Origin of the sequence: Carnimonas nigrificans ATCC BAA-78, assembly GCF_000526695.1 — a bacterium.
Taxonomy (GTDB): domain Bacteria; phylum Pseudomonadota; class Gammaproteobacteria; order Pseudomonadales; family Halomonadaceae; genus Carnimonas; species Carnimonas nigrificans.
Genome location: NZ_JAGO01000015.1, coordinates 29498 through 52903 on the forward strand (window position 1 = coordinate 29498; position 23406 = coordinate 52903).

Consider the following 23406-nt stretch of genomic DNA (forward strand, 5'->3'; position numbering starts at 1 on the left):
TGCCGATATGACTGCCACTTGGCCATTATGCTGGAGGGCAGTCATGTCGTTTTCGGTAGTACGCAGCCGCGCACTGGTGGGGCTGGATGCCTTGCCGGTGCAGGTAGAAGTTCATATTTCCAGTGGCTTACCGGGCCTCGCCATTGTAGGAATGCCGGAAACCGGCGTACGCGAGAGTCGCGAGCGTGTGCGCAGCGCATTACTCAATGCGGGCGCTGATTACCCTACCCGCCGCACCACGCTCAATCTGGCACCGGCAGATTTGCCCAAGGAGGGCGGGCGCTTCGACCTGCCCATTGCGTTGGCGATCATGGTGGCTTCCGGCCAAATTGACGCTTCTTCGCTGGAAGGTATCGAATGTGTCGGTGAGCTGGCGCTTGATGGTTCCCTGCGCTCGGTCGGGGCCATATTGCCGGTGGCGCTGGCTGTGCGTGATGTAGGGGCTGCGCTCATCGTGGCGGCAGGAGATGCAGGTGAAGCGGCGCTGGTCGATGGGCTGAAAGTGTACGCCGCCACTCATTTGCGGGATGTGGTGGCGCATTTAAGAAATGAACGACGCCTTGAATGCGTTGGTCATATTCAGCCTGTAGAACATAACAATGAATTACCTGACCTCGCTGATGTCAGAGGACAGTACCAGGCACGTCGCGCGCTGGAAATCGCAGCTGCTGGTGGTCATAACCTGTTGCTGGTAGGGCCGCCCGGCACAGGCAAAAGCATGCTGGCTGAGCGTTTGCCTGGGCTTTTGCCTCCGCTTGGGTGGGAGCAGCGGCTTGCGGTGGCGGTCATTCGTTCGCGCAGTGGTCATTCTCCCCTCGGGGATTGGGGGCGCCGGCCTTTTCGCCTGCCGCACCATGGTGCCAGCCCCGGTGCCTTGATTGGTGGTGGCAACCCACCGGTGCCTGGCGAGATAACACTGGCTCATCACGGCGTACTGTTCCTTGATGAGCTGCCAGAATTTGATCGCCGTGCGCTGGAGGGGCTGCGTGAGCCGCTTGAAACAGGCAGTGTGTCGATTTCTCGCGTTGGGCGTCAGGCAGTGTTTCCGGCGGCCTTCCAGCTAGTGGCAGCGATGAACCCCTGCCCGTGTGGTTATCTGGGCGATGCGCGTCGCCAATGTCGCTGTAGTGTTGCCCAAATTCAGCGCTATCGGTCGCGCATTTCCGGCCCATTGCTGGATCGCATTGATTTACAGGTAGAGGTCAATGCGGTCTCCACTGAAGAGCTGGCGCACCAGAGCTGCGGTGAGTCTTCTCAGCAGGTAAGAGAAAGAGTGGCAAGAGCGCGGGAATCTCAGACGCAGCGGGGTGCGTTGAATGCAAGGCTTCCGGTGCCGCAACTGGAGGCGGTGTGTAACTTGCCTGAAGCTGAGCGTAGCTGGTTTGCTCATGCGCTTGATCGGTTAGGCTATTCGGCACGCAGCTATCACCGTGTCTTGCGGGTTGCGCTATCAATTGCGGATTTGGAACAAAGCTCTACCTTAACGCGGCACCATTTAATGGAAGCAGTCGGATATCGTCAGCTTGATCGAATGCTGCGCGGAGAAGCGCGTTAGCGCTGGCATGAAGGGCAGTAATGCCTCATTTCTTTATTTACGGTTACCCATTTTTCTTTTATTTATCGCCGGTTTATGAAAACACCACTTGTTATAGCTGTTTCTCTGGTTGCCCTGTTGGCGTCGCTGCCGAGTGTTAGTGCCACCGTTTATCCACCTTTTCAAAGTTTTCAGGAAAGTCCTGGTGCCAGCGCCTCCCCGCGCGTTACGGCCAGTGAGCTTGCCCGCATGGCGCCCGGCGCTGATCCAGAAGTGATTGCGATGGGGCTGGCCGCAATGCGTTGCGCTCAGGCCAGCGGTCAGGGGGAGGACGCTACCCGTCTTGGTATCATTGATTACAGTATGTCTTCCCGGACGCCGCGTTTGTGGGTGTTCGATCTTCCTCGTCGGCGGCTGCTGTTTCATGAGCTGGTTGCCCACGGTTCAGGGTCGGGCGGTGATGTTCCTACGCACTTTTCGAACGTGAATGACACTCACGCCTCCAGTATTGGCCTCTATCTCACGCAGCACACCTATCAGGGAGCCAACGGTTATTCCCTGCGCATGGCGGGGCTTGATAAAGGCTTCAACGACGCAGCCATGGATCGCGCCATCGTGATGCACGGCGCTACCTACGTAAACAAGGATATTGGCAAGCAGTTGGGGCGTCTTGGCCGTAGTTGGGGGTGCCCCGCACTGCCCAAGGATAAAAGCCGGCCCATCATCAATGTGATGAAGGATGGTCAGTTCCTGTTTGCCTATTACCCTGATAAGCGCTGGCTTACTCAGTCGTCATTGGCGCAGTGTGCAGTGGCCCATTTGGGTAATGTCAATCCCGCGAAAAGTCTGGCCAGTTTGCGTTAACGCTGGATCGGTAGCGAGAGTAGCGCTTTATTGGCAAACACCCCGAGGATGACGACTGTTCTGTCGTTCTGTCCTTGGGGTGTTTGAATATGAAGCAGGGTAGTGCGCTTGAATTAGCGGTGAGTGTCGATAACGTCGAAGAGCGCATCCAGCCTGCCTGGCGCTAGAGCATCGGCGACAGCAGTAATGCGCAGAATGTGCCCAAGCGAAGGATGGGGCGGGCGGTGCACGATAACGTCCTGCTCCAGCAGCCTTCGCTGCGCTTCAGCCGCCTGTGCGGTGTTTTCCAGCCTGACCGCCACGAAATTGGTGGCACTGGGGAAAACGGTCAATCCTTTTGACGTTAATAGCTGGGCGAGCCTTTCACGCTGCTCTACAACCTGATCTATATGGGCTTGCACTTCCTGCTGTTGTGTCAGCATGAATTCGGCGGCTGCCAGCGAAACAGAAGCCACTGCGTAGTGAATGCGCACTTTTAGCATCACGTCGATCAGGCTTTTTTCTGCAATGGCGTATCCTACCCGCAAGCCCGCCATTCCATAGGCTTTCGAGAAGGTGCGCAGCCGTATAACGCCCTCCAGTGGGCGGCTCTCTTCTTCATCGCTGAACTCATAATAGGCTTCATCAAGCAGTAACGAACACTGCTCAGGAAGGCTATCGCGCAACTTGATGATGTCCGCGTGGGAATAGCTATACCCGCTGGGATTGTCGGGGTTGGCGAGATAGACCAGACGCGCGTGATGAAGGTGCGCCGCCTCGCTCAGCGCTGCAAGGTCGGGTGCCAGCATCTCATCGGTATCGAGATAGCGCGGCTCGACCAGACGGCAGCCGTTGCCTTGTGCAAAGTAGCTGAAGGTGGGGTAGGTTCCTGCGCTGCACACCACCGTGGTGCCTGGCTCGCAGAGGGTGCGCAGTGAGAGTGCAAGCAGGCTGTCAGCGCCGGCATCAACGACAATTTCACCCTGGTCGATATCGAGATGGGCTGCCAGCAGGCGACGCAATTCATGGCACTCTGCATCGGCGTAGCGACGAGAGAGTGCTGCTACCTGATCGCCAAACTGAGCCTTTAGTGCATGATGGGCCATATCCAGCCCTTCGTTTGAACCCAACTGGTGGTGCAGCTTTTGGCCTGTTTTTCTTTTCGCTGCGGCGAGGCCAGGAAAAGGGTTATGTGGCCCCTTGCGGTAAAGATGAGCAGCAATAGTGCGCATTCGAGCCTCCAAAATGCGTCAAAAAGTCAGTGGTTGGCGAGTCGTTCGGTGCAGCATCGCTGGGCAAACGTTCAAGGGCGCTCGACTCTTGGCACTGAGGTGCCGTCAAACGCTCCCTGAGTCACCATCGAGAGAGGGCGCTTGTCGTTGTGGCCGATACGCAGTTCAAGACGGTAAGGGTAGAGCGTTCGATCACTCAAGGGCAGCGGTGTACTATTGAGCAAGCGCGCATCCAGTACCCAGAGAGAAGCAGGTAGCTCGCTGGTCGAAGAAGGTGCCCAGGTGACAACCCGTGGCGGATGCTTGAGACTTAGCAGCCCCCTGGTGAGCGCGTCGCGCAGCTCGCGAGGGGTAACGTGTAGCGCATCCTGGTTGTCCTCTTCGCTGTAGACAGCGGGCTGGCTGATCAGAATCACCTGCTGTGAGGTTTGGTCATCCCAGCGGGCCTCTTTCACCAGGAACTCGGCAGCATCCTTACCAAGGCGTGTCACCGCGTTTTTCTGCTTCTGCTGGGGGCTGATCTGGCTGCTTCCACATCCCGATAGCAGGCCCGCTGCCACAGTCATGGCTACTAGATAGCTAACGGCGTGACGCATGACGCCACCCGCTAACGGCCAGCGCTACCCAGCCGATGATGAGTAATGTGCCGCCCACTGGAGTAAGGAAGGCGATAGGGCGCACTCCCGAGAGCGCCAGCGCATAAAGCGAGCCTGAAAAAAGTACAGTACCGCCTATCCAGCAGCAGAGCGTGACGCGGGGCAGTGCCGCTCGCCAGCCGCCCAAAAGCGCCATGAGCGCGATGGTATGCCACATTTGGTAGGTAACGCCGGTATGAAACGCATTGAGCATTGCAGGCGACAGGTACTGGCTAAGCGAGTGGGCACCGAAAGCGCCCAGCGCGATAGTGAGTGCGCCGCTGATGGCGCAAACCACCCATAAGCGTTGATGAAAGGTAGCGGACACGTCAACCTCGGTTAGCTGCTCTCGCCTTGGCGAGGATCGAATCATGGTCAATATAGCGGTATCATAGCGGTTTTCGACGATGGAGCCGAATGCTCCGTGCATTGGCAGGACACTCATCATGCAGCTCTATTTGAATGGCGAAGCGCAAGAGTTCAACGTGACGACAGTTGCGGAGCTGGTCGCCTCGCTACAGCTTACCGGAAAGCGTATTGCCGTCGAGCGTAACGAACAGATCGTGCCGCGCTCTCGCCATGCTGAAACAGCACTTGAAGAGTTTGATCGTATCGAGATTGTGCATGCGATAGGCGGTGGCTAGGCGTATCTCGCCAGTGTTAATGCAGTGCGCGTATTTTTCCTCTTCAGGAGATGTTCATGACTTCAGTTCAAGCCCCCGCGGCCTCAGTGGATCAATCGTTGCAGATCGCCGGTCGTACCTTTCAGTCGCGGCTGCTGGTCGGTACCGGCAAGTACAAGGATTTTGCCGAAACCGGTGCGGCCATTCAGGCTAGCGGTGCCGAGATTGTTACCTTTGCAGTACGGCGTGCCAATATCGGCCAGGACGCGGATGCGCCCAACCTGCTGGATGTTGTCAGCCCCGATCGCTATACGCTGCTGCCGAATACGGCGGGTTGCTACAACGCCCGCGATGCCGTACGCACGTGTCAGCTGGCGCGTGAACTGCTCGACGGGCACTCGCTGGTCAAGCTGGAAGTACTGGGGGATGAAAGCACCCTCTATCCCAATGTGGTCGAAACACTCAAGTCTGCCCGCGAACTGATCGACGACGGCTTCGATGTCATGGTGTACACCAGCGATGACCCCATCGTTGCGGCCGAGCTTGAGTCGATGGGCGCTTGCGCAGTGATGCCGCTGGGCTCTCTGATTGGCTCAGGGCACGGCATTCTTAACCCTTATAACCTTGGCCTGATTGTCGAAAATGCCAGGGTGCCGGTGCTGGTAGATGCCGGTATCGGTACCGCTTCTGATGCCGCGCTTGCCATGGAGATGGGCTGTGCTGGCGTGCTGATGAACTCAGCCATTGCCCACGCCCGTCAGCCGGTATTGATGGCGCAGGCCATGCGTAAGGCTATCGAAGCCGGGCGTGAAGCATTTTTGGCTGGCCGTATGCCGCGCAAACTGCAAGGCGAAGCCTCCTCCCCCAACGAAGGACGAATTCAAGCGTGACCAGTAGCAGCGACGATACCTCCCCAGTGAGCGCCAGCACGGCAAACAATAGTGATACTTCCCATCATCGCGCGGTGCGCAGCTATGTGCTGCGCGCTGGTCGCATGACGCAGGCGCAGTCCCGTGGTCTGGAAGAAGTCTTCCCGCGTCTGGGGCTTACGCTCGATCAAGGCCGCCTCGATCTTGATGACGTGTTCGGGCGCAAGGCGCGGCGAGTGGTCGAAATTGGCTTCGGCATGGGCGGCTCGCTTCTGGAGCAGGCGCGCAGCCAGCCGGAAGTCGATTTCATCGGCATCGAAGTGCATCCGCCCGGTGTTGGCAAATTGCTGGATGAGCTCGATAAGGCTGGGCTGACCAACGTGCGTGTTTTCCGTGAGGATGCGATCAAGGTGCTTGATGACTCTCTTCCGGAAAATTCAGTGTCGCTCCTGCAACTGTTCTTCCCCGACCCCTGGCCGAAAAAGAAGCATCACAAGCGCCGCATTGTGCAGGCTGAATTTGTCCAGCGCGTGGCACGGGTGATCGAGCAGGGTGGCAAGCTGCATATGGCGACCGATTGGGAAGCCTACGCCGAGTATATGGTGGAGGTGATGGAGCAGCAGCAGGCGCTGTTTGAAAACACCGCATCTTCAGGCAGCTATGTAGCGCGCCCCGAGAGTAGACCGCTGACCAAGTTTGAAGCACGTGGTGAGCGGCTGGGGCATGGCGTGTGGGATTTGATGTACCGGCGTCGGTAGGCGAGCGGGGCAATCCTCTCGCCGGATTGATGGCCCGTTGGGCATTGTCGCGCTCAAGCGGGCGTTATCAAGGAGATGAAAATGCCGGAGCTACCTGGTGATGCTGAAGTAGATGCGCGGCCCCCCCTGCTGAACTGGCTGATTGGGGTAACGCTGGTGACGATTGTGGCGTCCTGCATTTATCTGGGTAACTACTACCTGGGTGAAAACCCCAGCAGCAAGCCTGTCTGGTATTCGCTATCGCTGTTCTGCTCGCCGCTCGCTGGCACCTGTTCAGCACGTACAGGCGTTAGTGCCTCCATCGGCATGCGTCTTGAAAGGATGAACAACGGCACGCTCGTGGCGTACCCGAGCACTTCCGGCATGAATCCTTCCCGTATGGTTCTTCGCGCCACCAATCTCGATGACCGAGGGGCGCGGCGTCGGGAAGTGGTCTCTACTCAAGGGGAATCTCCGCTGCGTCTTGATATGCGTACCGAGTCCTGCTCCCGCTCCCGCAGCGATTGGCGCATCGAACTCATTGTCACGACACCGGTGCGTACAATGGGTACCTGGAGCGACATGGCGCTTCCATGTGTAGAAGGGCGTCTCGTTCAGTCAGATTAACCCCCGAACGGTAGCGATAAGCATGAATGTCCACAGTTGACATGGATGATTTTTTTAGGGTGTGAATAAGATTGGCGGCTTCGTCATCCCTGTCCAATCCAGTGTCGGCATAAAATAAAACAAAGTAATTTCAATAAGTTAGCGTTAAAATTATTTTATTTTTCCATAAGCTGTATAAATCACCAGTTGATTTTTCGGCTCATGGCTATTCGTGAAATATGGCGGGCCATAAAAATGTCCACTAATTTATCCACAGGGAGTTGTGGTTATTCTGTCAATTACCATGTGAATAACTTTTCTCGCTGATGATCTTGTGCCAACAAAAAAGCCGACGCTCCATGCGCCGGCTTCATTTTTGACATGACGCGCCAGGGCGTTAGTCGTCAGACGGATTGATATCCATCAGATTCACCTTGAAGATCAGAGTGGCGTTGGGGCCGATGGGGCCAACACCACCCGGGCCGTAAGCGAGTTTGGCGGGGATATAGACTTCCCACTCATCGCCGGGCTGCATGAGTTTAAGCGCTTCCTGCCAGCCGGGAATTACTTCCTTTACCTTGAAGGTGACGGGCTTGCCCTTTTCGTAAGAGCTGTCGAATACCTTGCCGTCGAGCTGTTTGCCTTCGTAGTTCACGCGAACGGTATCGTTGGCTTCAGGGTGCTGACCGCCTTCGCCGCTTTTCAGCACTTTGTACTGCAGGCCAGAAGCGGTGGTTTTAACGCCATCCTTGGTGGCGTTGTCCTTAAGGAATGCCTCACCCGCCCTGGCGTTGTCCTGACCTTCCTGCTTCTGCTCATTTTGCTGCTGCTCTTGCTCGTTTTTCTGCTTTTCGAGCATCTGCTGCTGGAAGTTCATCAGCACTTTCTGAGCATCTTCCTGAGACAGCTTGGGATCACGGTCAGAATACACATCGTCGAGCGCCTGCTTGAAAGAGCTGATTTCCAGTTCAGGATCAATCTGCTTGAGGCTCTGAGCAACATTCATGCCGATGCTGTAGGCTACTTTCTGCTCATCGGTTTGAGGCGCCTGGTCGTTGCTGCCGTTATCATCCGATGAATTCGAGCAGCCTGTCAGGGCAAGTACCACAGCGCCTACTGTAGCGGCGCTCACTAGCTTGTTCATGAAAACTCCTTGGGGGAAGAACGGCCTCATGAGGCCGCCGCGCAATATCCGAAGCGCAATGTATCAGATACGCAGGGGGTTATTCGAGAGCAATACGTTGGGCCGCCTGGCGAACCTTCAAGACAATGGCTGCATGAGGGGGGCTTATTTTACCGTGCCAGGTCTGCCACGCATCCTCGCTGGGGGCACCGTCGCCACGTTCAAGGAGGGCCAGGCGGCGCAGCACTTCACGCTCCGATTCAAGCTCCGCTTTCTTGATGGCGTTACGCATATCAGCTAGCTGCGGGTCATGTTCGAGCAGCGGCTTCAGCTCTCTGCGCATGGAGCGTAACGGCGCAGTAAAACGCGCCTGCCAGCGGCGTATCTCCTCAAGCTGGGAAGGCGCTGTCAGGTGCTCATGGCGGCGCTCCAGCCAGCAGTAAAACAGCAGCTCTGGAATATCCATCCCCGCTTCATCCTGAAGGTTGAGCATGCCGCTCTCCTGACCGGGAAGGGCATGTAAAGCGACTGCGAACGTCCATAACGAGCGCACGGCGTGTGGCTGTGTATCGGTCAAGGTAAAAGCTCCGCTGTGCAATGAAGAGTTAGGCCAGCAAGTGATAGAATGCGCGCATTCTGTCTTGTTTCTCAAGAAGGCGCAGCAGCCTTCTTTCACCATGCTGGCGGCGCGACGATCGCTGGTTAAGAGGTAGCCCATGATTGCATTCCGCCAACTCGCGCTGGTGCGCGGTGGTGAACCCTTGATCGAACCTTCTGACCTGATCATTAATGATGGCGAGAAGGTGGGGATTGTTGGTACCAACGGTGCGGGTAAATCCAGCCTTTTTGCCTTGATGCTGGGTGAGCTGGGCGCTGACCGTGGTGAGCTTGCCATCACCAACGGCACTCGTATTGCGCATATGGCGCAGGAGATTGATGCCCGCGACCGTACCATCACTGATTACGTGCTGGATGGTGATCACGCGCTGCGTGCGGTTGAGCAGCAGATCGAGGTGGCGCAAGAGGCCGGCGATGATATGCGCTATGCCGAGCTACTGGGAGAACTTGAGCACCATGATGGTTACACCGCACGCCCCCGTGCCGAGCAGCTGCTGGTAGGGCTGGGCTTTGCTCAGCATGAACTGGATCAGCCGCTGAGCGCCTTTTCGGGTGGCTGGCGTATGCGCGCCAACCTTGCCCGCACGCTGTTTACGCCCTCTGATGTCTTGCTGCTCGATGAGCCGACCAACCACCTTGATCTGGATGCGCTGTTCTGGCTGGAGCAGTGGCTGGTGCGCTATCCAGGCACGCTTCTGCTGATCTCTCACGACCGTGACTTTCTCGACGGCGTTTGCAATCGCATCCTGCACTTCGACCAACGCCAGTTGGTGCTTTATACCGCCAACTACTCTTTATTTGAGCGCATGCGTGCGGAGCGATTGGCTAGCCGTGAAGCTGAGCGCGTCAAGCAGGAAGCGCGGCGTGCTGAGCTTGAAGATTTCGTGCGACGTTTCCGGGCCAAGGCGACCAAGGCGCGTCAGGCGCAAAGCCGTCTGAAAATGCTTGAGCGAATGGGGGAGATCGCGCCGCTGCGTGCCGAGTCGCCCTTCACCTTCTCGATTGATGCGTGGGATAAAATTTCCTTCCCGCTGCTCTCTCTCGATCAGGCCAATATCGGCTATGCCGAGCCGCCGGTGCTGAATCATGTGCGCCTGTCGCTGGCGCCCGGTGATCGCATCGGTTTGCTTGGCCCCAACGGTGCCGGTAAATCGACGCTGATCAAGTCATTGACGGGGGATTTGCCGCTGCTGAGTGGCGAGCGGATCGAAGGCGAGCACTTGAAGCTGGGGTACTTCGCTCAGCATCAGGTCGATGCCCTTGATCTGGATGCTTCCGCCTATCTGCATATTCAGCGCATGTCGCCACAAAGCTCCGAGCAGGAAATTCGCAACTTCCTCGGTGGCTTCGATTTTCGTGGGGATGATGCCTTTGCTGCGGTAGGGCAATTCTCGGGGGGCGAGAAGGCGCGTGTGGCTCTGGCACTGATTGCGTGGCAGAAACCTAACCTGCTGCTGCTTGATGAGCCGACCAACCACCTGGATCTCGAAATGCGTGAAGCGCTCACCGATGCCTTGGCACGCTTTGAGGGCGCAGTGGTGATCGTTTCACACGATCGTCACCTGATGCGCGCCAGTGTCGATCGCTTCTGGTGTGTCGCCGATGGTCAGGTGGCTCCTTTTGAGGGGGATCTTGATGATTACCAGCGCTGGCTGAAAGAGCGCAGCGCTTCCTCGGGCAAGGCAAAGGCTGCGCCTGAAGTTGCACCTGCCGTGGTTGAGGCTTCTTCTGACGCTAATGCCGCCTCTCAAGCGGACAAGCGTCATCAGCGCAAGCAGTCGGCTGCACAGCGCGAGCAGCTCAAGCCACTGAAGAAGGCGCGCGATGCGGCAGAGAAAAAGATGTCGGCGCTGCAAAAGGAGATGGCGGCTATCGAGGAGCAACTGGGCGACCAGACGCTTTACAATGCTGAGAACAAGGAGCAGTTGCTACAGTTAACGCAGCAGCGTGGTGAACTTGGCACAGCTCTGGAAGAGGCTGAACAGCAGTGGCTGGAAGCCGAAGAAGCGCTTGAAGCCGCGCAGCAGTAACGCGCCGGTGAGGGATGTCGCGGCGTTGCCGCCTTTTCTGTAGGAGGCTGTATGAAGAAGGTGATGGGGTCTCTGGTGCTGGCATTCGCCTGTGGGGCAACTCTGGCGGGCTGTTCGAAAGCTGAGCACGAGGGCAGTTACGCAGATACTCACGCCTCGACCCCGCAGATGAGTGCTTGCACGCCCGATCAGCTCAAGGTGACGGAGGGCGACGGAGATGCCGGGGCGGGGTCAGTCTATTTTAGCTATACCTTCACCAACACGGAGGATTCCACCTGTACGCTCACTGGCACGCCTGGGGTGAAGCGTATCAGTGAGGGGCATGGCGAAATTCCGCCAGCGGTAGCGCCCCGTTCAACCGAGCACAGCATAATGCTCAATCCTGGGGAGCACGCCTACCTGACCATTGGCCTTACCAATATGGGGCGCGATGGTTCGCCTTATGTTACCGAGGAGTGCAAGCCCGTGGAGCTGCAAGGATTGGCGATAACCCTTGATGACAACGCTGCGCCGTTCAATGTCGCTCATCAGGGATATGGTTGTCTGACCGGCATTGATAAGCTGGAAGTACAGCCTTTTTCGACCACTGATGGATAGCCCCATCGGCATTAACGACGGTGTAGGGTGCGCAGGCACTTCTCCATCTCAACGGGATACGTGTAAACAAGTGCAATGAGCGCTATCGCTGCACCGCTCGGGCGACGGTAGCGGTGCTCCCAGTCGCGAATATCTTCAGGCGTTACGCGCATGAGCGTCGCCATATCTTCCCTTCCCAGACATAGCTTGATGCGAGCAATCTTGAGTTGAGTGGCGGCATCTATCGGGGCGAGTAGCGTGATGGCTGTCCGGTCATCGACATCGCTCAGCTCTGGCAGCGCCGTTACGCTAGTCTCCATAACGCGCTTCCTCATTGCGATTGGCCCGGCGTACCACTAGGGCGCGAAGGGTATTCCTTTGCACATTCCACACCGTGACATGCAACTGTGGCCCCACATAGCCGAAGGTGATTAGTTGCTCTTCACCGTGCTGTGGATGCGATAGCTGAAAGGAGCAGGTTTCATGCTCGATGATCTCCAGCGTCAGCCATAGCGGTAGATGAAAACGATCCATGTTGATGGCGTTTTTGAGCGGATCAATCTCGAAATGATAGGACATGGTAACCACCAGCAGATATAGAGGCTGAATAGCGCCTTTCAGGAATGCGCAGGAGTGCGACGCAACGTGAAAGGCTATCGGCGGATGGTGATCAGAATTTATGGCAGAGCTATCAGCGCCTTGTTATGCGCAAGAGGCTGAGCGGCGCGGGTCAAGGCGAGCTGACGGCTACACTTCGATCATGAAGGTGACGGGGCCATCATTGATGAGCGCTACCTGCATGTCGGCACCAAATTGACCGCTTTGTGTCTCAGGCAGCCGCTCTCTGGCGGCACTCAGCAAACGATCAAAAACAGCGCGACCATGCTCGGGGGAGGCGCCCCGAGAAAAGCCGGGGCGTAACCCCTTGGCGGTATCGGCCACCAGCGTGAATTGCGACACCAATAGCAGCCCGCCACCGCTCGCTTCCAGCCCCAGATTCATCTTGCCGTTGTCATCGGAAAAAATGCGGTAATGAAGCAGTTTGTGCAGCATCTTCTCTATCTGGGCATCGCCATCGTCCTTCTCGACCCCGATCAACGCGAGTAACCCCGGGCCAATCTGACCAATAACCTGATGATCGACGGTAACGGATGCTTCGCTGACGCGCTGGATAAGGGCTTTCATACGGCTCTCCTGTGATAGCTCAAGATAGAAGGGGAAGTAGGGCGAACAAGGCAATGGCTGGCTAATGGCGCGATGGGCAGCGCTAGTGCGTAGAGGTGGAGGAGAGCAGGTTGATGACCATGACGCCGATAATAATCAGGCTCACGCCAACCACCGCGGCGATGTCGAGACGTTGCTGAAAGATCACAACGCCACTGATGACCGTGAGCACAATGCCGACACCGGCCCATACGCTATAGGCAATCCCGAGCGGAATATGGCGCAGCGACAGCGACAGACAGTAAAACGCAATGCCATAGAGCAGCAGCGTGCCTACCGTTGGAATCAGGCGGGTGAACTGTTCGGTCTTCATTAGCAGGGTTGAACCGGCGACTTCGGCAATGATGGCAATGCTCAGCACCACCCAGGAGATCAGCATTCGAGATTCCTTCATGAAGCAATAGATTACATGGACAAGTGGGCCAGTGTAATTGATTGGGCTTTTAAGGAAAATCGGCAGTCATTGCCGCTTTTATTCTGAATTGACGGATTTTTTCAGCAGCCGTTTTGGCTTCAGGGTAGCTGCCAGTGGCCTTCTTGCTCCCGCATATATGTGTTGACGTTGAAAAAGATGCAGCCCTGCCGGAAGAGTAGCCTCATTATTCTGTCTTGCAGGCTGCTCCTGAATTTACCACCACTGCCAGAAATGGTGCGCAGGGCCATTTCCCTTGCCTACATTAAGCCGCGCGGATTCCTCCAGAGCGCGAGTCATATAGTGCTTCGCTTCGTGTACCGCTTCGGAAAGTGATTCCCGTTGCGGGAGCAGTGCGGTGATCGCAGAAGCGAGGGTGCAGCCGCTGCCGTGCAGGTTGCGCGTGTCGATGCGCGGGGCATCAAGCTGTTCGATAACGCCGTTGTGATAGAGCAGGTCGGCGCTATGCGGGGCCTGAAGATGACCGCCTTTCAATAAAATGGCTGTAGGGCCGAGTGCGTTCAGGGCAGGAAGGAGCTGCTCCATCGCGTCGAGCGAGGTGGGCTGTGGGCACCCCAGCAGGGCAGCGGCTTCAGGCAGATTGGGCGTAATTACGTCAGCGATGGGCACCAGCATCTCACGGACGGCAGCAATGCCGGCTTCATCGACCAGCGTATCGCCGCTTTTCGCGACCATCACAGGATCAAGCACGACGTGGCGCGGGCGGTAGCGTTCGATGGCGTGGCGCAGCACTGTAGCGGTCTTCCGATCAGCCACCATGCCTATTTTGACGGCATCAATACTGATATCGCTGAAGACACTGTGCAGCTGTTGTTCGATCAGCGCGATAGGCATCGGCAGCACCTGCTGAACGCCTTGCGTATTCTGTGCCAGCACCGCGGTGATAACGCTGGTGCCAAAGCCGCCTAGTGCAGAAAAGGTTTTGATATCGGCCATTTGCCCGGCTCCGCCGCTTGGATCGGTGCCGGCGATGCTGAGCAGGTGTGGAGGTGTCATGACGTTTCTCGCTGAAATGCGGGTGATGGTTAGCCCGCACAGTAGGGCACGATCAGCCGTTAAAGGTAAAGTGAAGGGGGCGATTACGGCTTTGATTTATCAAATCATTAGGCTGCGAATTTTTGATAAGTCGTTTGTATTGGTGATTGCCCACGAGTAGGCGTATAAGGAGTGTGGTCTTTATAACGTGGCGGTACCTTTGTTGTGTCGGGCTTCATGCCAGAAATGCCCTTCACGGCCAGTAGCTGCAAGCCTTTTCTGCATTTGAATGCATTTGAACGCGGTCGGTGAGCAACAAGCGCATCGTTCAAAAATGTAGGAAACTTAGGAAAGTTTTTTCCAGTTAATCAGGTTTGCGGTACACTTCGGGGTGTGACATTTCGCCGCGCCTTGATCTGTTTTCCATGCGACGTGGCCGATGGCGGGGTCAGCTCCGTTTGGCAGTACCCATAATTATGCAAATGGTGAGCCTCAGGCAAGGCGCTGAGCGCTCGCATAAGGTCGAATATACGATCACAGGTATACGGCAAGTACCTCGACTTGATGAGTGAAAAACGATGATAGCGCAATACTGGGCAGTGACTGTCTTTGTACTCGCAACCCTCGCGCTGCTGGCCTTTATGGTCGGCGCCGCCAGCGTCCTGGGTGGACGCTCCTGGGGACACGAGAAAAACATTCCTTTCGAATCCGGCATCCTGGGGGCTGGCTCCGCTCACGTTCGGTTTTCGGCCAAATTCTATCTGGTTGCCATGCTGTTCGTTATCTTCGATATCGAAGCCCTTTACATGTTCGCCTGGGCAGTATCGGTACGCGAAGTGGGCTGGACCGGCCTTATTGGCGCCGCCATCTTTATCTTCATTCTTCTTGCTGGTCTTGTGTTTGATGCGCGCATGGGTGCCCTTGATTGGGTGCCGAAAAAAAGCGAGCACATCGCGGATCAGGCACGGCACGAATCCTTTTAAATTCGCAGCGCCCATCTTCGGTGGGTGCTGCGTTTTGCGTTTATTCAATGTCTGCGGTAGTTGGCGCTACTGTGCAGATCAAAGCTCTACGAGGCGATCTCCATGTCGTACAAGTTGACGCGCATCGACCCGAAAACCCCTGCCAATGCTAAGTATCCCATTGGCGATCAGGGCACAGTCGGCGATCCGATGGAGCAGCAGGCCCACAAGAATATATTCATGGGCAAGCTTGAAGATGTACTGAATTCGGCGGTGAACTGGGGCCGTAGCAACTCTTTGTGGCCATATAACTTCGGCCTCTCCTGCTGTTATGTGGAGATGACCACGGCCTTTACTGCGCCCCACGATGTGGCGCGCTTTGGCTCCGAGGTGCTGCGTGCATCACCGCGTCAGGCCGATTTCATGGTCATCGCGGGCACTTGCTTCATCAAGATGGCGCCCGTTATTCAGCAGCTCTACGACCAGATGCTTGAGCCGAAATGGGTGATCTCCATGGGCTCCTGCGCCAATTCGGGTGGTATGTACGATATCTACTCGGTTGTGCAGGGCGTTGACAAGTTCCTGCCGGTGGATGTCTATATTCCCGGCTGTCCGCCCCGCCCCGAAGCGTTCTTGCAAGGGCTACAGCTGTTGCAGGAGTCGGTGCGTGAGGAGCGTCGTCCCCTCTCCTGGGTGGTGGGCGATCAAGGGGTTTATCGCAAGGAAATGCCGTCGCAGAAAGAGAAGCTTCGCGACCAGCGCATTGCGGTAACCGAACTGCGCACACCTGACGAAGTTTAAGTCCCGGCGGAAGACGACATTCAATGAGCGAACATCCTTTCTCTACTTCCCGCGGGCCTGACATGCCAATCGGCCTCGATCAGGCGCCTGTTGTCCAGGCGCTGTACAAAGCCTTTGGCGCAGACCGCTTTCATTTCCAGAACACGCTGACCGGCATGCCGGTGTTGTGGGTGGCTCGGGAAGACCTGCTCGACGTAATGAAATTCCTGCGTCAGGGCGACAATGCTTTCGAAATGCTCTACGACCTGCACGGCGTGGATGAGCGCCTGCGTGCTCACCGTGAAGGACTGCCGAACGCTGAGTTCACCGTGTTCTATATTCTTGCCGACCTCTCCGGTGGCAAGGATCTGATGCTCAAGGTGCCGCTGTTCGAGAGTGATTTGCGCCTGCCGACAGTCACTTCCATTTGGCCTGTGGCTGATTGGTATGAGCGTGAAACCTGGGACATGTTCGGCATTGAATTTGTCGGTCACCCCAACCTCAAGCGCATTCTGATGCCGCCTACCTGGCGTGGTCACCCGCTGCGCAAGGACTACAACGCTCGCGCTACCGAATACGACCCCTACACCATGACCATGGAAGATCAGGATCGTGAGCAGGAGGCGCTGGAGTTTGTTCCTGAAGAGTGGGGCATGACGCGCGGCAAGGATGACCGTGACTACATGTTCCTGAACTTCGGGCCTAACCACCCGGCGGCTCACGGTGCCTTCCGTATCGTGTTGCAGCTCGACGGTGAAGAAGTGGTCGATTGCGTTCCTGATATCGGCTATCACCATCGCGGTGCCGAGAAGATGGGCGAGCGCCAGTCGTGGCACAGCTATATTCCCTACACCGACCGCATTGATTACTGCGGCGGGGTAATGAATAACCTGCCTTATGTGCTGGCGGTTGAAAAGCTCGCCGGTATCAAGGTGCCAGCGCGTGCCGAGACCATTCGCGTGATGATGGCGGAATTTTTCCGCATCACTTCTCACCTGCTGTTCCTCGGCACCTACTATCAGGATATCGGTGCCATGACGCCGGTATTCTTTACCTTTACTGACCGTCAGAAAGCTTACGAAGTCATCGAAGCGATTACCGGCTTCCGTATGCACCCGGCCTGGTACCGCATCGGCGGTACGGCACACGATCTGCCCAAAGGGTGGGATGGCCTGGTCAGGAAATTCCTCGACTGGATGCCCAAGCGCCTGCGCGAGTACGAGAAGTGCATGCACGAGAACGCGGTATTCCGTGACCGTACCAAAGGCGTGGCAGCCTACGACACCAAGGAAGCGCTGGAGTGGGGAATTTCCGGCCCGAACCTTAGGGCTACGGGCTTCAACTTCGACGCGCGCAAGCAGCGCCCCTATTCAGGCTACGAAAATTTCGATTTCGAAGTGCCGCTGTGTGCCAACGGCGATATCTTCGACCGCGGCACCATGCGTATCGAAGAGATGCGTCAGAGCCTGCGCATTATCGAACAGTGCCTGAATAACATGCCTGCCGGTGACTTCAAGGCGGACCATCCGCTGACAACGCCACCGCCGCGTGAGCGCATGAAAGAGCACATCGAAACGCTGATTACCCACTTCCTGCAAGTGTCGTGGGGGCCTGTGCTCAAGCCTAACGAATCGTTGCAGATGATCGAGGCAACCAAGGGCCTGAACAGCTATTACCTGACCTCGGACGGCAGCACCATGAGCTACCGTACCCGTATTCGCACGCCGAGCTACCCGCATTTGCAGCATATTCCTACGTTGATGCGTGGCGGCTTCGTTCCTGATTTGATTGCCCACGTAGCCAGTATCGACTTCGTGATGGCCGATGTGGACCGTTAAGGGAAGGAGCTACGCATCATGAGCAGTCTTTACTCTGACCTGATTACCAGCGATCGCGCTGAAGCGCTCAAGTATGAGCTGACAGAAGAAGAGCGCGCCGAAATCATTGCAGAAATCGGCCATTACGAAAATCCGCGTGCCGCCTCCATCGAAGCGCTGAAAATCGTTCAGAAACGCCAGGGCTGGGTGCCAGACGAAGCGATTCCGGCGGTAGCCGAAGTGCTGGGCATTCCCGCCAGCGATGTGGAAGGCGTGGCGACGTTTTACAGCCAGATTTTCCGCCAGCCGGTAGGTCGCCACATCATTCGCCTGTGCGACAGCATGGTGTGCTTTATCAACGGTTATGAAACGCTGCGCGGCAAGATTAAAAGTGAGCTGGGCATTGATGTAGGTCAAACCACTTCCGACGACCGCTTCACCCTCATTCCTGTGGTGTGTCTGGGTAATTGCGATAAGTCGCCGGCAATGATGGTAGACGATGATACCTACAGCAACCTCAGTCCTGACAACCTGATGAGCGTGCTGGAGGCGTATAAATGAGTTTGATTACTCCTGTAACCAGCGGCCTGACTTCGCTTGGTACCTGCAATAGCATGCCGCGGGCTCCCGAAACTCATCCGTTGACCTGGCGCCTGAACGATGACGCTAGCCCGATCTTCCTTGATGAATATCGCTCCAAAAACGGTTATGAGGGCGCCAGGCGTGCGCTTACCGAGCTGACGCCTGACCAGGTAGCCGCCGAAGTGAAAGAGGCCGGTATCAAAGGGCGTGGCGGTGCGGGCTTTCCGGCGGGTGTGAAGTGGAGCCTGACCATGAAGGGCGAGGGTATTCCACGCGGCTATTTGCTGTGCAACGCCGACGAAATGGAGCCCAACACCTACAAGGACCGCATGCTGATGGAGCAGCAGCCGCACCTGTTGATCGAAGGCATGATCATTGCGGCCTACGCCAATAACTCCTATCGCGGTTATATCTTCCTGCGCGGCGAATACGTACACGCGGCGGCCAACCTGCGCTACGCGGTTGAAGAGGCACGCGCTGCTGGGCTGCTGGGCAAGGATATCTTCGGTACAGGGTTCGATTTCGATCTTTTCGTGCATACCGGTGCTGGCCGCTATATCTGCGGCGAAGAGACCGCGCTGATCAACTCCCTGGAAGGCAAGCGCGCCAACCCGCGTGCCAAGCCGCCATTCCCGGGGCAGTCCGGCGCATGGGGCAAGCCGACCGTCGTCAACAACGTCGAAACGCTGTGCAACGTTCCTGCCGTGATGGCGAACGGCATCGAGTGGTTCCACGGCCTGTGCCGTGAAGGCTCGGAAGATCATGGCACCAAGCTGATGGGCTTCACCGGCAAGGTCAGAAATCCTGGCCTCTGGGAGCTGCCCTTCGGTATTACCGCACGTGAAGTGCTGGAAGATTACGCGGGTGGCATGCGCGATGGCTTGAAGCTGAAAGCATTCCAGCCGGGCGGTGCGGGTACCGACTTCCTGCCCGCCAGCAATATTGATATCCAGATGTGTTCCAACGGCTTCGGTGCCATCAGGTCACGTATGGGTACTGCACTGGCGCTGGCGATGGACGAGACCTGCAGCATTGTGTCGGTTATTCGCAATATCGAAGAGTTCATGGCGCATGAGTCATGCGGCTGGTGCACGCCGTGTCGAGATGGTTTGCCGTGGTCGGTGAAGCTGCTGCGCGCCATTGAAGCCGGTGAAGGCAGACCGGGAGATATCGAGCTGCTTGAAGAAATTGTGCACAACGCAGGTCCCGGTAACACCTTCTGTGCCTTGGCACCTGGCGCTATCAGCCCGTTAGGCAGCGCCATCCGATACTTCCGTGACGAATTCGAAGCAGGCATTCGCTCTTCGTCGGTTCAGGCATCGCCGGCAGCGGCTCACCCTTCGCTGGGTACCGCCTGAACATAGCAGCACCCATTTCAGGGGTCGCAGGGTGAAGCCCACGACCACAGGTTTATAAGAGATTCGGCGCGACTGTAAAGGCTGAATCAGGACCGGAAAGACTAGCCCATGGCCACTATCCATATAGACGGCAAGGAATATGAAGTTGACGGCGCTGACAACCTGCTTCAGGCATGTTTGTCGCTGGGTCTTGATGTTCCCTATTTCTGCTGGCACCCGTCGCTCGGCAGCGTCGGTTCATGTCGCCAGTGCGCGGTCAAGCAATACAGGGACAAGGACGACACTCGCGGTCGTCTGGTGATGTCCTGCATGACCGGTATTCAGGACGATAGCTACATCTCGATCGAAGATGATGAGGCGGTAAAATTCCGCGCCAGCATCGTTGAATACCTGATGCGCAACCACCCTCATGATTGCCCCGTGTGTGCTGAAGGCGGCCATTGCCACTTGCAGGATATGACGGTAATGACCGGCCACAGCAAGCGCCGCTATCGTCAGGAAAAGCGTACTCACCAAAACCAGTACCTGGGGCCGTTCGTCAAGCATGAGATGAACCGCTGTATCGCGTGCTACCGCTGCGTGCGCTTCTACAAGGATTACGCTGGCGGCACCGATCTGGGCGTTTATGGTGCACACGATAACGTCTACTTCGGGCGCGCCAAGGATGGTGTGCTGGAGAGCGAATTCTCCGGCAACCTGACAGAAGTGTGCCCTACCGGTGTGTTTACCGATAAAACCCATGGTGATCACTACACCCGTAAATGGGACCTTCAGTTTGCGCCGAGCATCTGCCATGGCTGTTCCAGCGGTTGTAACACCAGCCCCGGAGAGCGTTATGGCGAAGTGCGTCGTATCGAAAACCGCTATAACGGGCAGGTGAACCAGTACTTCCTGTGTGACCGTGGACGTTTCGGCTACGGTTACGTCAACAATGCTGACCGCCCGCGCCTGGCGCTGCTGCGCGATCCCAGTGCGGAAGAGGCTGATATCACGCTGAGCGTTGATGCCGCACTGGATCGTACCGCTGAGCGCTTGAAGCGCGCCCGCCGCGTTATCGGCATCGGCTCTCCGCGTGCCAGCCTCGAAAGCAACTTCGCCCTGCGCGAGCTGGTAGGGGCAGAAAACTTCTCTACCGGTATCGAAGCGGGTGAGCTGGAGCGTTTGCATCTGATGCAGCGCATGCTGCGTGAAAGTGGCCTGCCGACGCCTTCCCAGCGTGAGATCGAACATCACGACGCGGTTATCGTACTGGGTGAAGATCTTACTCAAACCGCTGCGCGCATCGCTCTGTCTCTGCGTCAGGCTGCACGCGGTGGTGCTGTTGAACTGGCCGGTCAATACAAGATTCCCGACTGGAACGCCGCCGCCATTGATAACTACGCACAGGGCTACAAGCACCCCGTGTTCATGGCGACCGTGACCGAGACCAAGCTCGACGATATCGCTCGCGGCACCTACCACGGCTCCCCCGACGAAATTGCCCGCTTTGGTTTCGGCATTGCGGCTGCACTTGATGCCAGTGCTCCCTCGGTCGGTGATCTTGATGATGATGTACAGCGTCAGGTCGCGGATATCGTGCAGGTACTGAAAAACGCCAAGCGCCCGCTGATTATCGCCGGTGAGTCGCTGCGCTCAAATGCAGTGCTGAAAGCGGCATTCAATATCGCTAAAGCGGTCAAGGGGGCTGGCCTTAACGGTTCGCTGACGCTGGTGCCAAGTGAAGCCAACAGCATGGGACTTGCCATGCTGGGGGGCGAGTCGCTTGACTGGGCCATCAAGGAGTTCGCGCGCGAGGAGGCGGATGCCGCAGTGGTACTGGAGAATGACCTGTACCGCCGTCTGCCTGCCAAACGTGTCGATGAAGCTTTGGATAACGTTGACACTCTGCTGGTGGTCGATCACACCCCGACACCTACCTGCCTGCGTGCCGATATTGTGCTGCCTGCGGCTACCTTTGCCGAGGGCGATGGTACGCTGGTGAGTCAGGAAGGCCGCGCACAGCGCTTCTTCCAGGTTTACGATCCTTCCTACTATCGTCCCAACGACCAGACCCACGAAGCGTGGCGTTGGCTGCATGCCCTGCATACAACCATCGAAGATCGCAAGGTCGATTGGACCCAGCTCGACCAGGTAACACTGGAAGTGGCAAACGCGGTGCCAGCACTCGCCGGTATTGTGGACGCTGCGCCGAACGCTTCGTTCCGTATCAAGGGGCAGAAGATTGCGCGCTCTCCGCACCGCTCCAGTGGCCGTACCGCGATGCGCGCCAACCTCAGTGTGGTGGAGCCGCGTCAGCCGCAGGACAAGGATTCGATGCTGGCGTTCTCCATGGAAGGCTATAACGGCACCCACGAACCGCGTCAGCAGATTCCGTTTGCCTGGTCACCGGGCTGGAACTCGCCGCAGGCATGGAACAAGTTCCAGGATGAAGTGGGCGGCAGCCTGCGCGCCGGTGATCCTGGCATTCGCCTGATTGAGCCGGATGCCGACAGTGATACTCGCGGGCTGGGTTATTTCAGCGATATTCCGAGCGCTTTCCAGCTTTATCACGATCGCTGGCAGGTGGTGCCTCTCTATCATCTGCACGGCAGTGAAGAGACCAGTGCGCGTGCCAAGCCGGTGCAGGAGCGTACTCCTGATGCTTATATCGCGCTGGGCGCCGCTGATGTTGAAACGCTGGGTCTTGATCGCGCCAGCAAGGTGCGGGTACGTGTCGGCAAGCACGAACTGCTGCTGCCGCTGCGTATTTCCAGCCAGCTTCGGCGTGGTGTCATTGGTATTCCGCGCGGGTTCGAGAATATCCCGGTGGATATCTTTGGTGAGTGGGCTCGCCTTGAGCAGGAGGTACGGGCATGAGTTGGCTTACTGGAGAAGTGATCGACGTTATCGTAGCGGTCATCCAGGCGGTAGTAATCATGCTGGTGGCGGTAGTCATCGGCGCCTTGATGAGCTTTATCGAACGTCGTGCGCTGAGTATCTGGCAGGATCGTTATGGTCCTAACCGTGTCGGCCCGTTTGGTTCGCTACAGCTAGCGGCCGACATGCTGAAGATGTTCTTCAAGGAAGACTGGATTCCGCCGTTTGCAGACAAGCGCCTGTTTATTCTTGCGCCGATGGTGTCGATGGGCACCATTATTCTCGCATTCATGGTGATCCCCATCTCTCCCTCATGGGGCGTCTTCGACAACATGAGCGTGGGCCTGCTCTTCTTTATGGCAATGGCGGGACTCAACGTCTACGCGGTGCTGTTTGCAGGCTACGCCAGCGTGAACAAGTATGCGCTGATTGGTGCCATGCGTGCTTCGGCACAAACCATCTCCTACGAAGTGTTCCTCGGTCTGTCGCTGATGGGCATCGTGGCGCAGGTAGGCAGCTTTAGCCTCAGGGATATTGTTGAGTACCAGAGCCATTTGTGGAACGTGGTGCCGCAGTTCTTCGGCTTCGTGACTTTCCTTATTGCAGCCATCGCAGTTGTGCACCGTCACCCCTTCGACCAGCCAGAAGCCGAGCAGGAAATTGCCGACGGCTTCCACATCGAATACTCCGGCATGAAGTGGGGCATGTTCTTTGTGGGTGAATACGTAGGTATCACGCTGGTATCCGCGCTGTTGGTGGTGCTCTTCTTCGGGGGCTGGAACGGCCCGCTGCTGCCGCCGTTTATCTGGTTCGCGCTTAAAACCGCCTTTTTCATGATGTTCTTCATTCTGATCAGGGCATCGCTGCCGCGTCCGCGCTATGACCGAGTGATGAGTTTCGGCTGGAAGGTGTGTTTGCCGCTGACGCTTTTGAATTTGCTGGCCACGGGTGTCGTGGTGCTGCTCAACGCACCGGCTCAGTGAGGTAGGGGAA

26 protein-coding genes are annotated in these 23406 nt (G+C 57.0%); 16 read left to right on the forward strand and 10 right to left on the reverse strand.

Annotation, left to right across the window (positions count from 1 at the left end):
• The first annotated feature begins 43 nt into the window (after nt 1-43).
• Together L881_RS0110035 and L881_RS0110040 are read left to right on the forward strand one after the other, a co-directional pair.
• The gene (locus L881_RS0110035; RefSeq protein WP_025733566.1) at nt 44-1555 is read left to right on the forward strand and encodes a YifB family Mg chelatase-like AAA ATPase; all 1512 of its coding nucleotides are present in this window, start codon (nt 44-46) and stop codon (nt 1553-1555) included.
• A gap of 75 nt (nt 1556-1630) precedes the next feature.
• A complete protein-coding gene (locus tag L881_RS0110040; protein ID WP_051464866.1) occupies nt 1631-2398 on the forward strand; it encodes a murein L,D-transpeptidase catalytic domain family protein in 768 nt (255 codons plus the stop codon).
• 113 nt (nt 2399-2511) lie between these two features.
• Here the strand turns inward: L881_RS0110040 and L881_RS0110045 are convergent, their stop codons facing one another.
• The 3 genes from L881_RS0110045 to L881_RS13180 form a co-directional block, all read right to left on the reverse strand.
• On the reverse strand, nt 2512-3609 hold the full coding sequence (locus tag L881_RS0110045; protein ID WP_025733568.1) for a pyridoxal phosphate-dependent aminotransferase: 1098 nt from the start codon (nt 3607-3609) through the stop codon (nt 2512-2514).
• Nucleotides 3610-3680: 71 nt separating this feature from the next.
• A complete protein-coding gene (locus L881_RS0110050; RefSeq protein WP_025733569.1) occupies nt 3681-4205 on the reverse strand; it encodes a hypothetical protein in 525 nt (174 codons plus the stop codon).
• Complete coding sequence (locus L881_RS13180) at nt 4189-4689, reverse strand: DUF423 domain-containing protein (protein ID WP_245587966.1); 501 nt, start codon at nt 4687-4689, stop codon at nt 4189-4191. The genes L881_RS0110050 and L881_RS13180 overlap by 17 nt, the downstream gene beginning before the upstream one ends.
• A gap of 1 nt (nt 4690) precedes the next feature.
• On the opposite strand from L881_RS13180, the gene thiS reads away from it, so the two are divergent.
• From thiS to L881_RS0110075, 4 genes are all read left to right on the forward strand, one after another.
• Nucleotides 4691-4888 (forward strand): sulfur carrier protein ThiS, encoded by a 198-nt coding sequence (thiS, locus tag L881_RS0110060; RefSeq protein ID WP_025733571.1) that lies wholly within the window; start codon nt 4691-4693, stop codon nt 4886-4888.
• A gap of 56 nt (nt 4889-4944) precedes the next feature.
• A complete protein-coding gene (locus L881_RS0110065) occupies nt 4945-5757 on the forward strand; it encodes a thiazole synthase (RefSeq protein ID WP_025733572.1) in 813 nt (270 codons plus the stop codon).
• Complete coding sequence (gene trmB, locus L881_RS0110070; protein ID WP_025733573.1) at nt 5754-6494, forward strand: tRNA (guanosine(46)-N7)-methyltransferase TrmB; 741 nt, start codon at nt 5754-5756, stop codon at nt 6492-6494. The genes L881_RS0110065 and trmB overlap by 4 nt, the downstream gene beginning before the upstream one ends.
• A gap of 81 nt (nt 6495-6575) precedes the next feature.
• Nucleotides 6576-7100 (forward strand): hypothetical protein, encoded by a 525-nt coding sequence (locus L881_RS0110075; RefSeq protein ID WP_025733574.1) that lies wholly within the window; start codon nt 6576-6578, stop codon nt 7098-7100.
• A 376-nt stretch (nt 7101-7476) separates the two neighbouring features.
• Here L881_RS0110075 and bamJ read toward each other — a convergent pair whose 3' ends face one another.
• Complete coding sequence (gene bamJ / locus L881_RS0110080) at nt 7477-8223, reverse strand: BamJ family beta-barrel-assembly machinery protein (RefSeq protein ID WP_025733575.1); 747 nt, start codon at nt 8221-8223, stop codon at nt 7477-7479.
• A 79-nt stretch (nt 8224-8302) separates the two neighbouring features.
• On the reverse strand, nt 8303-8989 hold the full coding sequence (locus L881_RS13630; protein ID WP_084055483.1) for a TIGR02444 family protein: 687 nt from the start codon (nt 8987-8989) through the stop codon (nt 8303-8305).
• Here L881_RS13630 and L881_RS0110090 point away from each other — a divergent pair.
• Together L881_RS0110090 and L881_RS13455 are read left to right on the forward strand one after the other, a co-directional pair.
• Nucleotides 8919-10850, forward strand: coding sequence for an ABC-F family ATP-binding cassette domain-containing protein (locus tag L881_RS0110090; RefSeq protein ID WP_025733577.1), 1932 nt, complete (start codon nt 8919-8921; stop codon nt 10848-10850). The genes L881_RS13630 and L881_RS0110090 overlap by 71 nt on opposite strands.
• A gap of 51 nt (nt 10851-10901) precedes the next feature.
• Nucleotides 10902-11447, forward strand: a complete 546-nt coding sequence (locus L881_RS13455) for a DUF4232 domain-containing protein (protein ID WP_025733578.1) — start codon at nt 10902-10904, stop codon at nt 11445-11447.
• Nucleotides 11448-11458: 11 nt separating this feature from the next.
• On the opposite strand, the gene L881_RS0110100 is transcribed toward L881_RS13455, so the two are convergent.
• From L881_RS0110100 to thiD, 5 genes are all read right to left on the reverse strand, one after another.
• Nucleotides 11459-11746 carry a helix-turn-helix domain-containing protein gene (locus tag L881_RS0110100; RefSeq protein WP_025733579.1) on the reverse strand — a complete coding sequence of 96 codons (288 nt, stop codon included), beginning with the start codon at nt 11744-11746 and terminating at the stop codon, nt 11459-11461.
• Complete coding sequence (locus L881_RS0110105; RefSeq protein ID WP_025733580.1) at nt 11736-12005, reverse strand: BrnT family toxin; 270 nt, start codon at nt 12003-12005, stop codon at nt 11736-11738. The genes L881_RS0110100 and L881_RS0110105 overlap by 11 nt, the downstream gene beginning before the upstream one ends.
• A gap of 168 nt (nt 12006-12173) precedes the next feature.
• Nucleotides 12174-12611, reverse strand: a complete 438-nt coding sequence (gene dtd / locus L881_RS0110110) for a D-aminoacyl-tRNA deacylase (RefSeq protein WP_025733581.1) — start codon at nt 12609-12611, stop codon at nt 12174-12176.
• Between the two features lie 82 nt (nt 12612-12693).
• Entirely contained in the window at nt 12694-13029 is a 336-nt protein-coding gene (locus tag L881_RS0110115) for a QacE family quaternary ammonium compound efflux SMR transporter (protein ID WP_034579280.1), read from the reverse strand.
• 249 nt (nt 13030-13278) lie between these two features.
• On the reverse strand, nt 13279-14079 hold the full coding sequence (gene thiD / locus L881_RS0110120; protein WP_025733583.1) for a bifunctional hydroxymethylpyrimidine kinase/phosphomethylpyrimidine kinase: 801 nt from the start codon (nt 14077-14079) through the stop codon (nt 13279-13281).
• Here thiD and L881_RS13795 point away from each other — a divergent pair.
• The 8 genes from L881_RS13795 to nuoH all read left to right on the forward strand — a co-directional run bounded on the left by L881_RS13795 (nt 14078) and on the right by nuoH (nt 23396).
• Entirely contained in the window at nt 14078-14239 is a 162-nt protein-coding gene (locus tag L881_RS13795) for a hypothetical protein (protein ID WP_156926548.1), read from the forward strand. The genes thiD and L881_RS13795 overlap by 2 nt on opposite strands.
• A 397-nt stretch (nt 14240-14636) precedes the next feature.
• Complete coding sequence (gene ndhC / locus L881_RS13195) at nt 14637-15041, forward strand: NADH-quinone oxidoreductase subunit A (protein ID WP_051464869.1); 405 nt, start codon at nt 14637-14639, stop codon at nt 15039-15041.
• A 102-nt stretch (nt 15042-15143) separates the two neighbouring features.
• Entirely contained in the window at nt 15144-15821 is a 678-nt protein-coding gene (locus L881_RS0110135; protein WP_025733584.1) for a NuoB/complex I 20 kDa subunit family protein, read from the forward strand.
• Between the two features lie 23 nt (nt 15822-15844).
• Nucleotides 15845-17638: an NADH-quinone oxidoreductase subunit C/D gene (gene nuoC, locus L881_RS0110140; RefSeq protein ID WP_425393546.1), complete on the forward strand. Its 1794-nt coding sequence runs from the start codon at nt 15845-15847 to the stop codon at nt 17636-17638.
• Nucleotides 17639-17656: 18 nt separating this feature from the next.
• A complete protein-coding gene (gene nuoE / locus L881_RS0110145; RefSeq protein WP_025733586.1) occupies nt 17657-18178 on the forward strand; it encodes an NADH-quinone oxidoreductase subunit NuoE in 522 nt (173 codons plus the stop codon).
• A complete protein-coding gene (nuoF, locus tag L881_RS0110150; protein WP_034579284.1) occupies nt 18175-19557 on the forward strand; it encodes an NADH-quinone oxidoreductase subunit NuoF in 1383 nt (460 codons plus the stop codon). Before nuoE ends, nuoF begins: the two co-directional genes overlap by 4 nt.
• Nucleotides 19558-19665: 108 nt before the next feature.
• Nucleotides 19666-22413 carry an NADH-quinone oxidoreductase subunit NuoG gene (gene nuoG, locus L881_RS0110155; protein ID WP_025733588.1) on the forward strand — a complete coding sequence of 916 codons (2748 nt, stop codon included), beginning with the start codon at nt 19666-19668 and terminating at the stop codon, nt 22411-22413.
• On the forward strand, nt 22410-23396 hold the full coding sequence (gene nuoH / locus L881_RS0110160) for an NADH-quinone oxidoreductase subunit NuoH (RefSeq protein ID WP_025733589.1): 987 nt from the start codon (nt 22410-22412) through the stop codon (nt 23394-23396). Before nuoG ends, nuoH begins: the two co-directional genes overlap by 4 nt.
• Nucleotides 23397-23406: the final 10 nt, after the last annotated feature.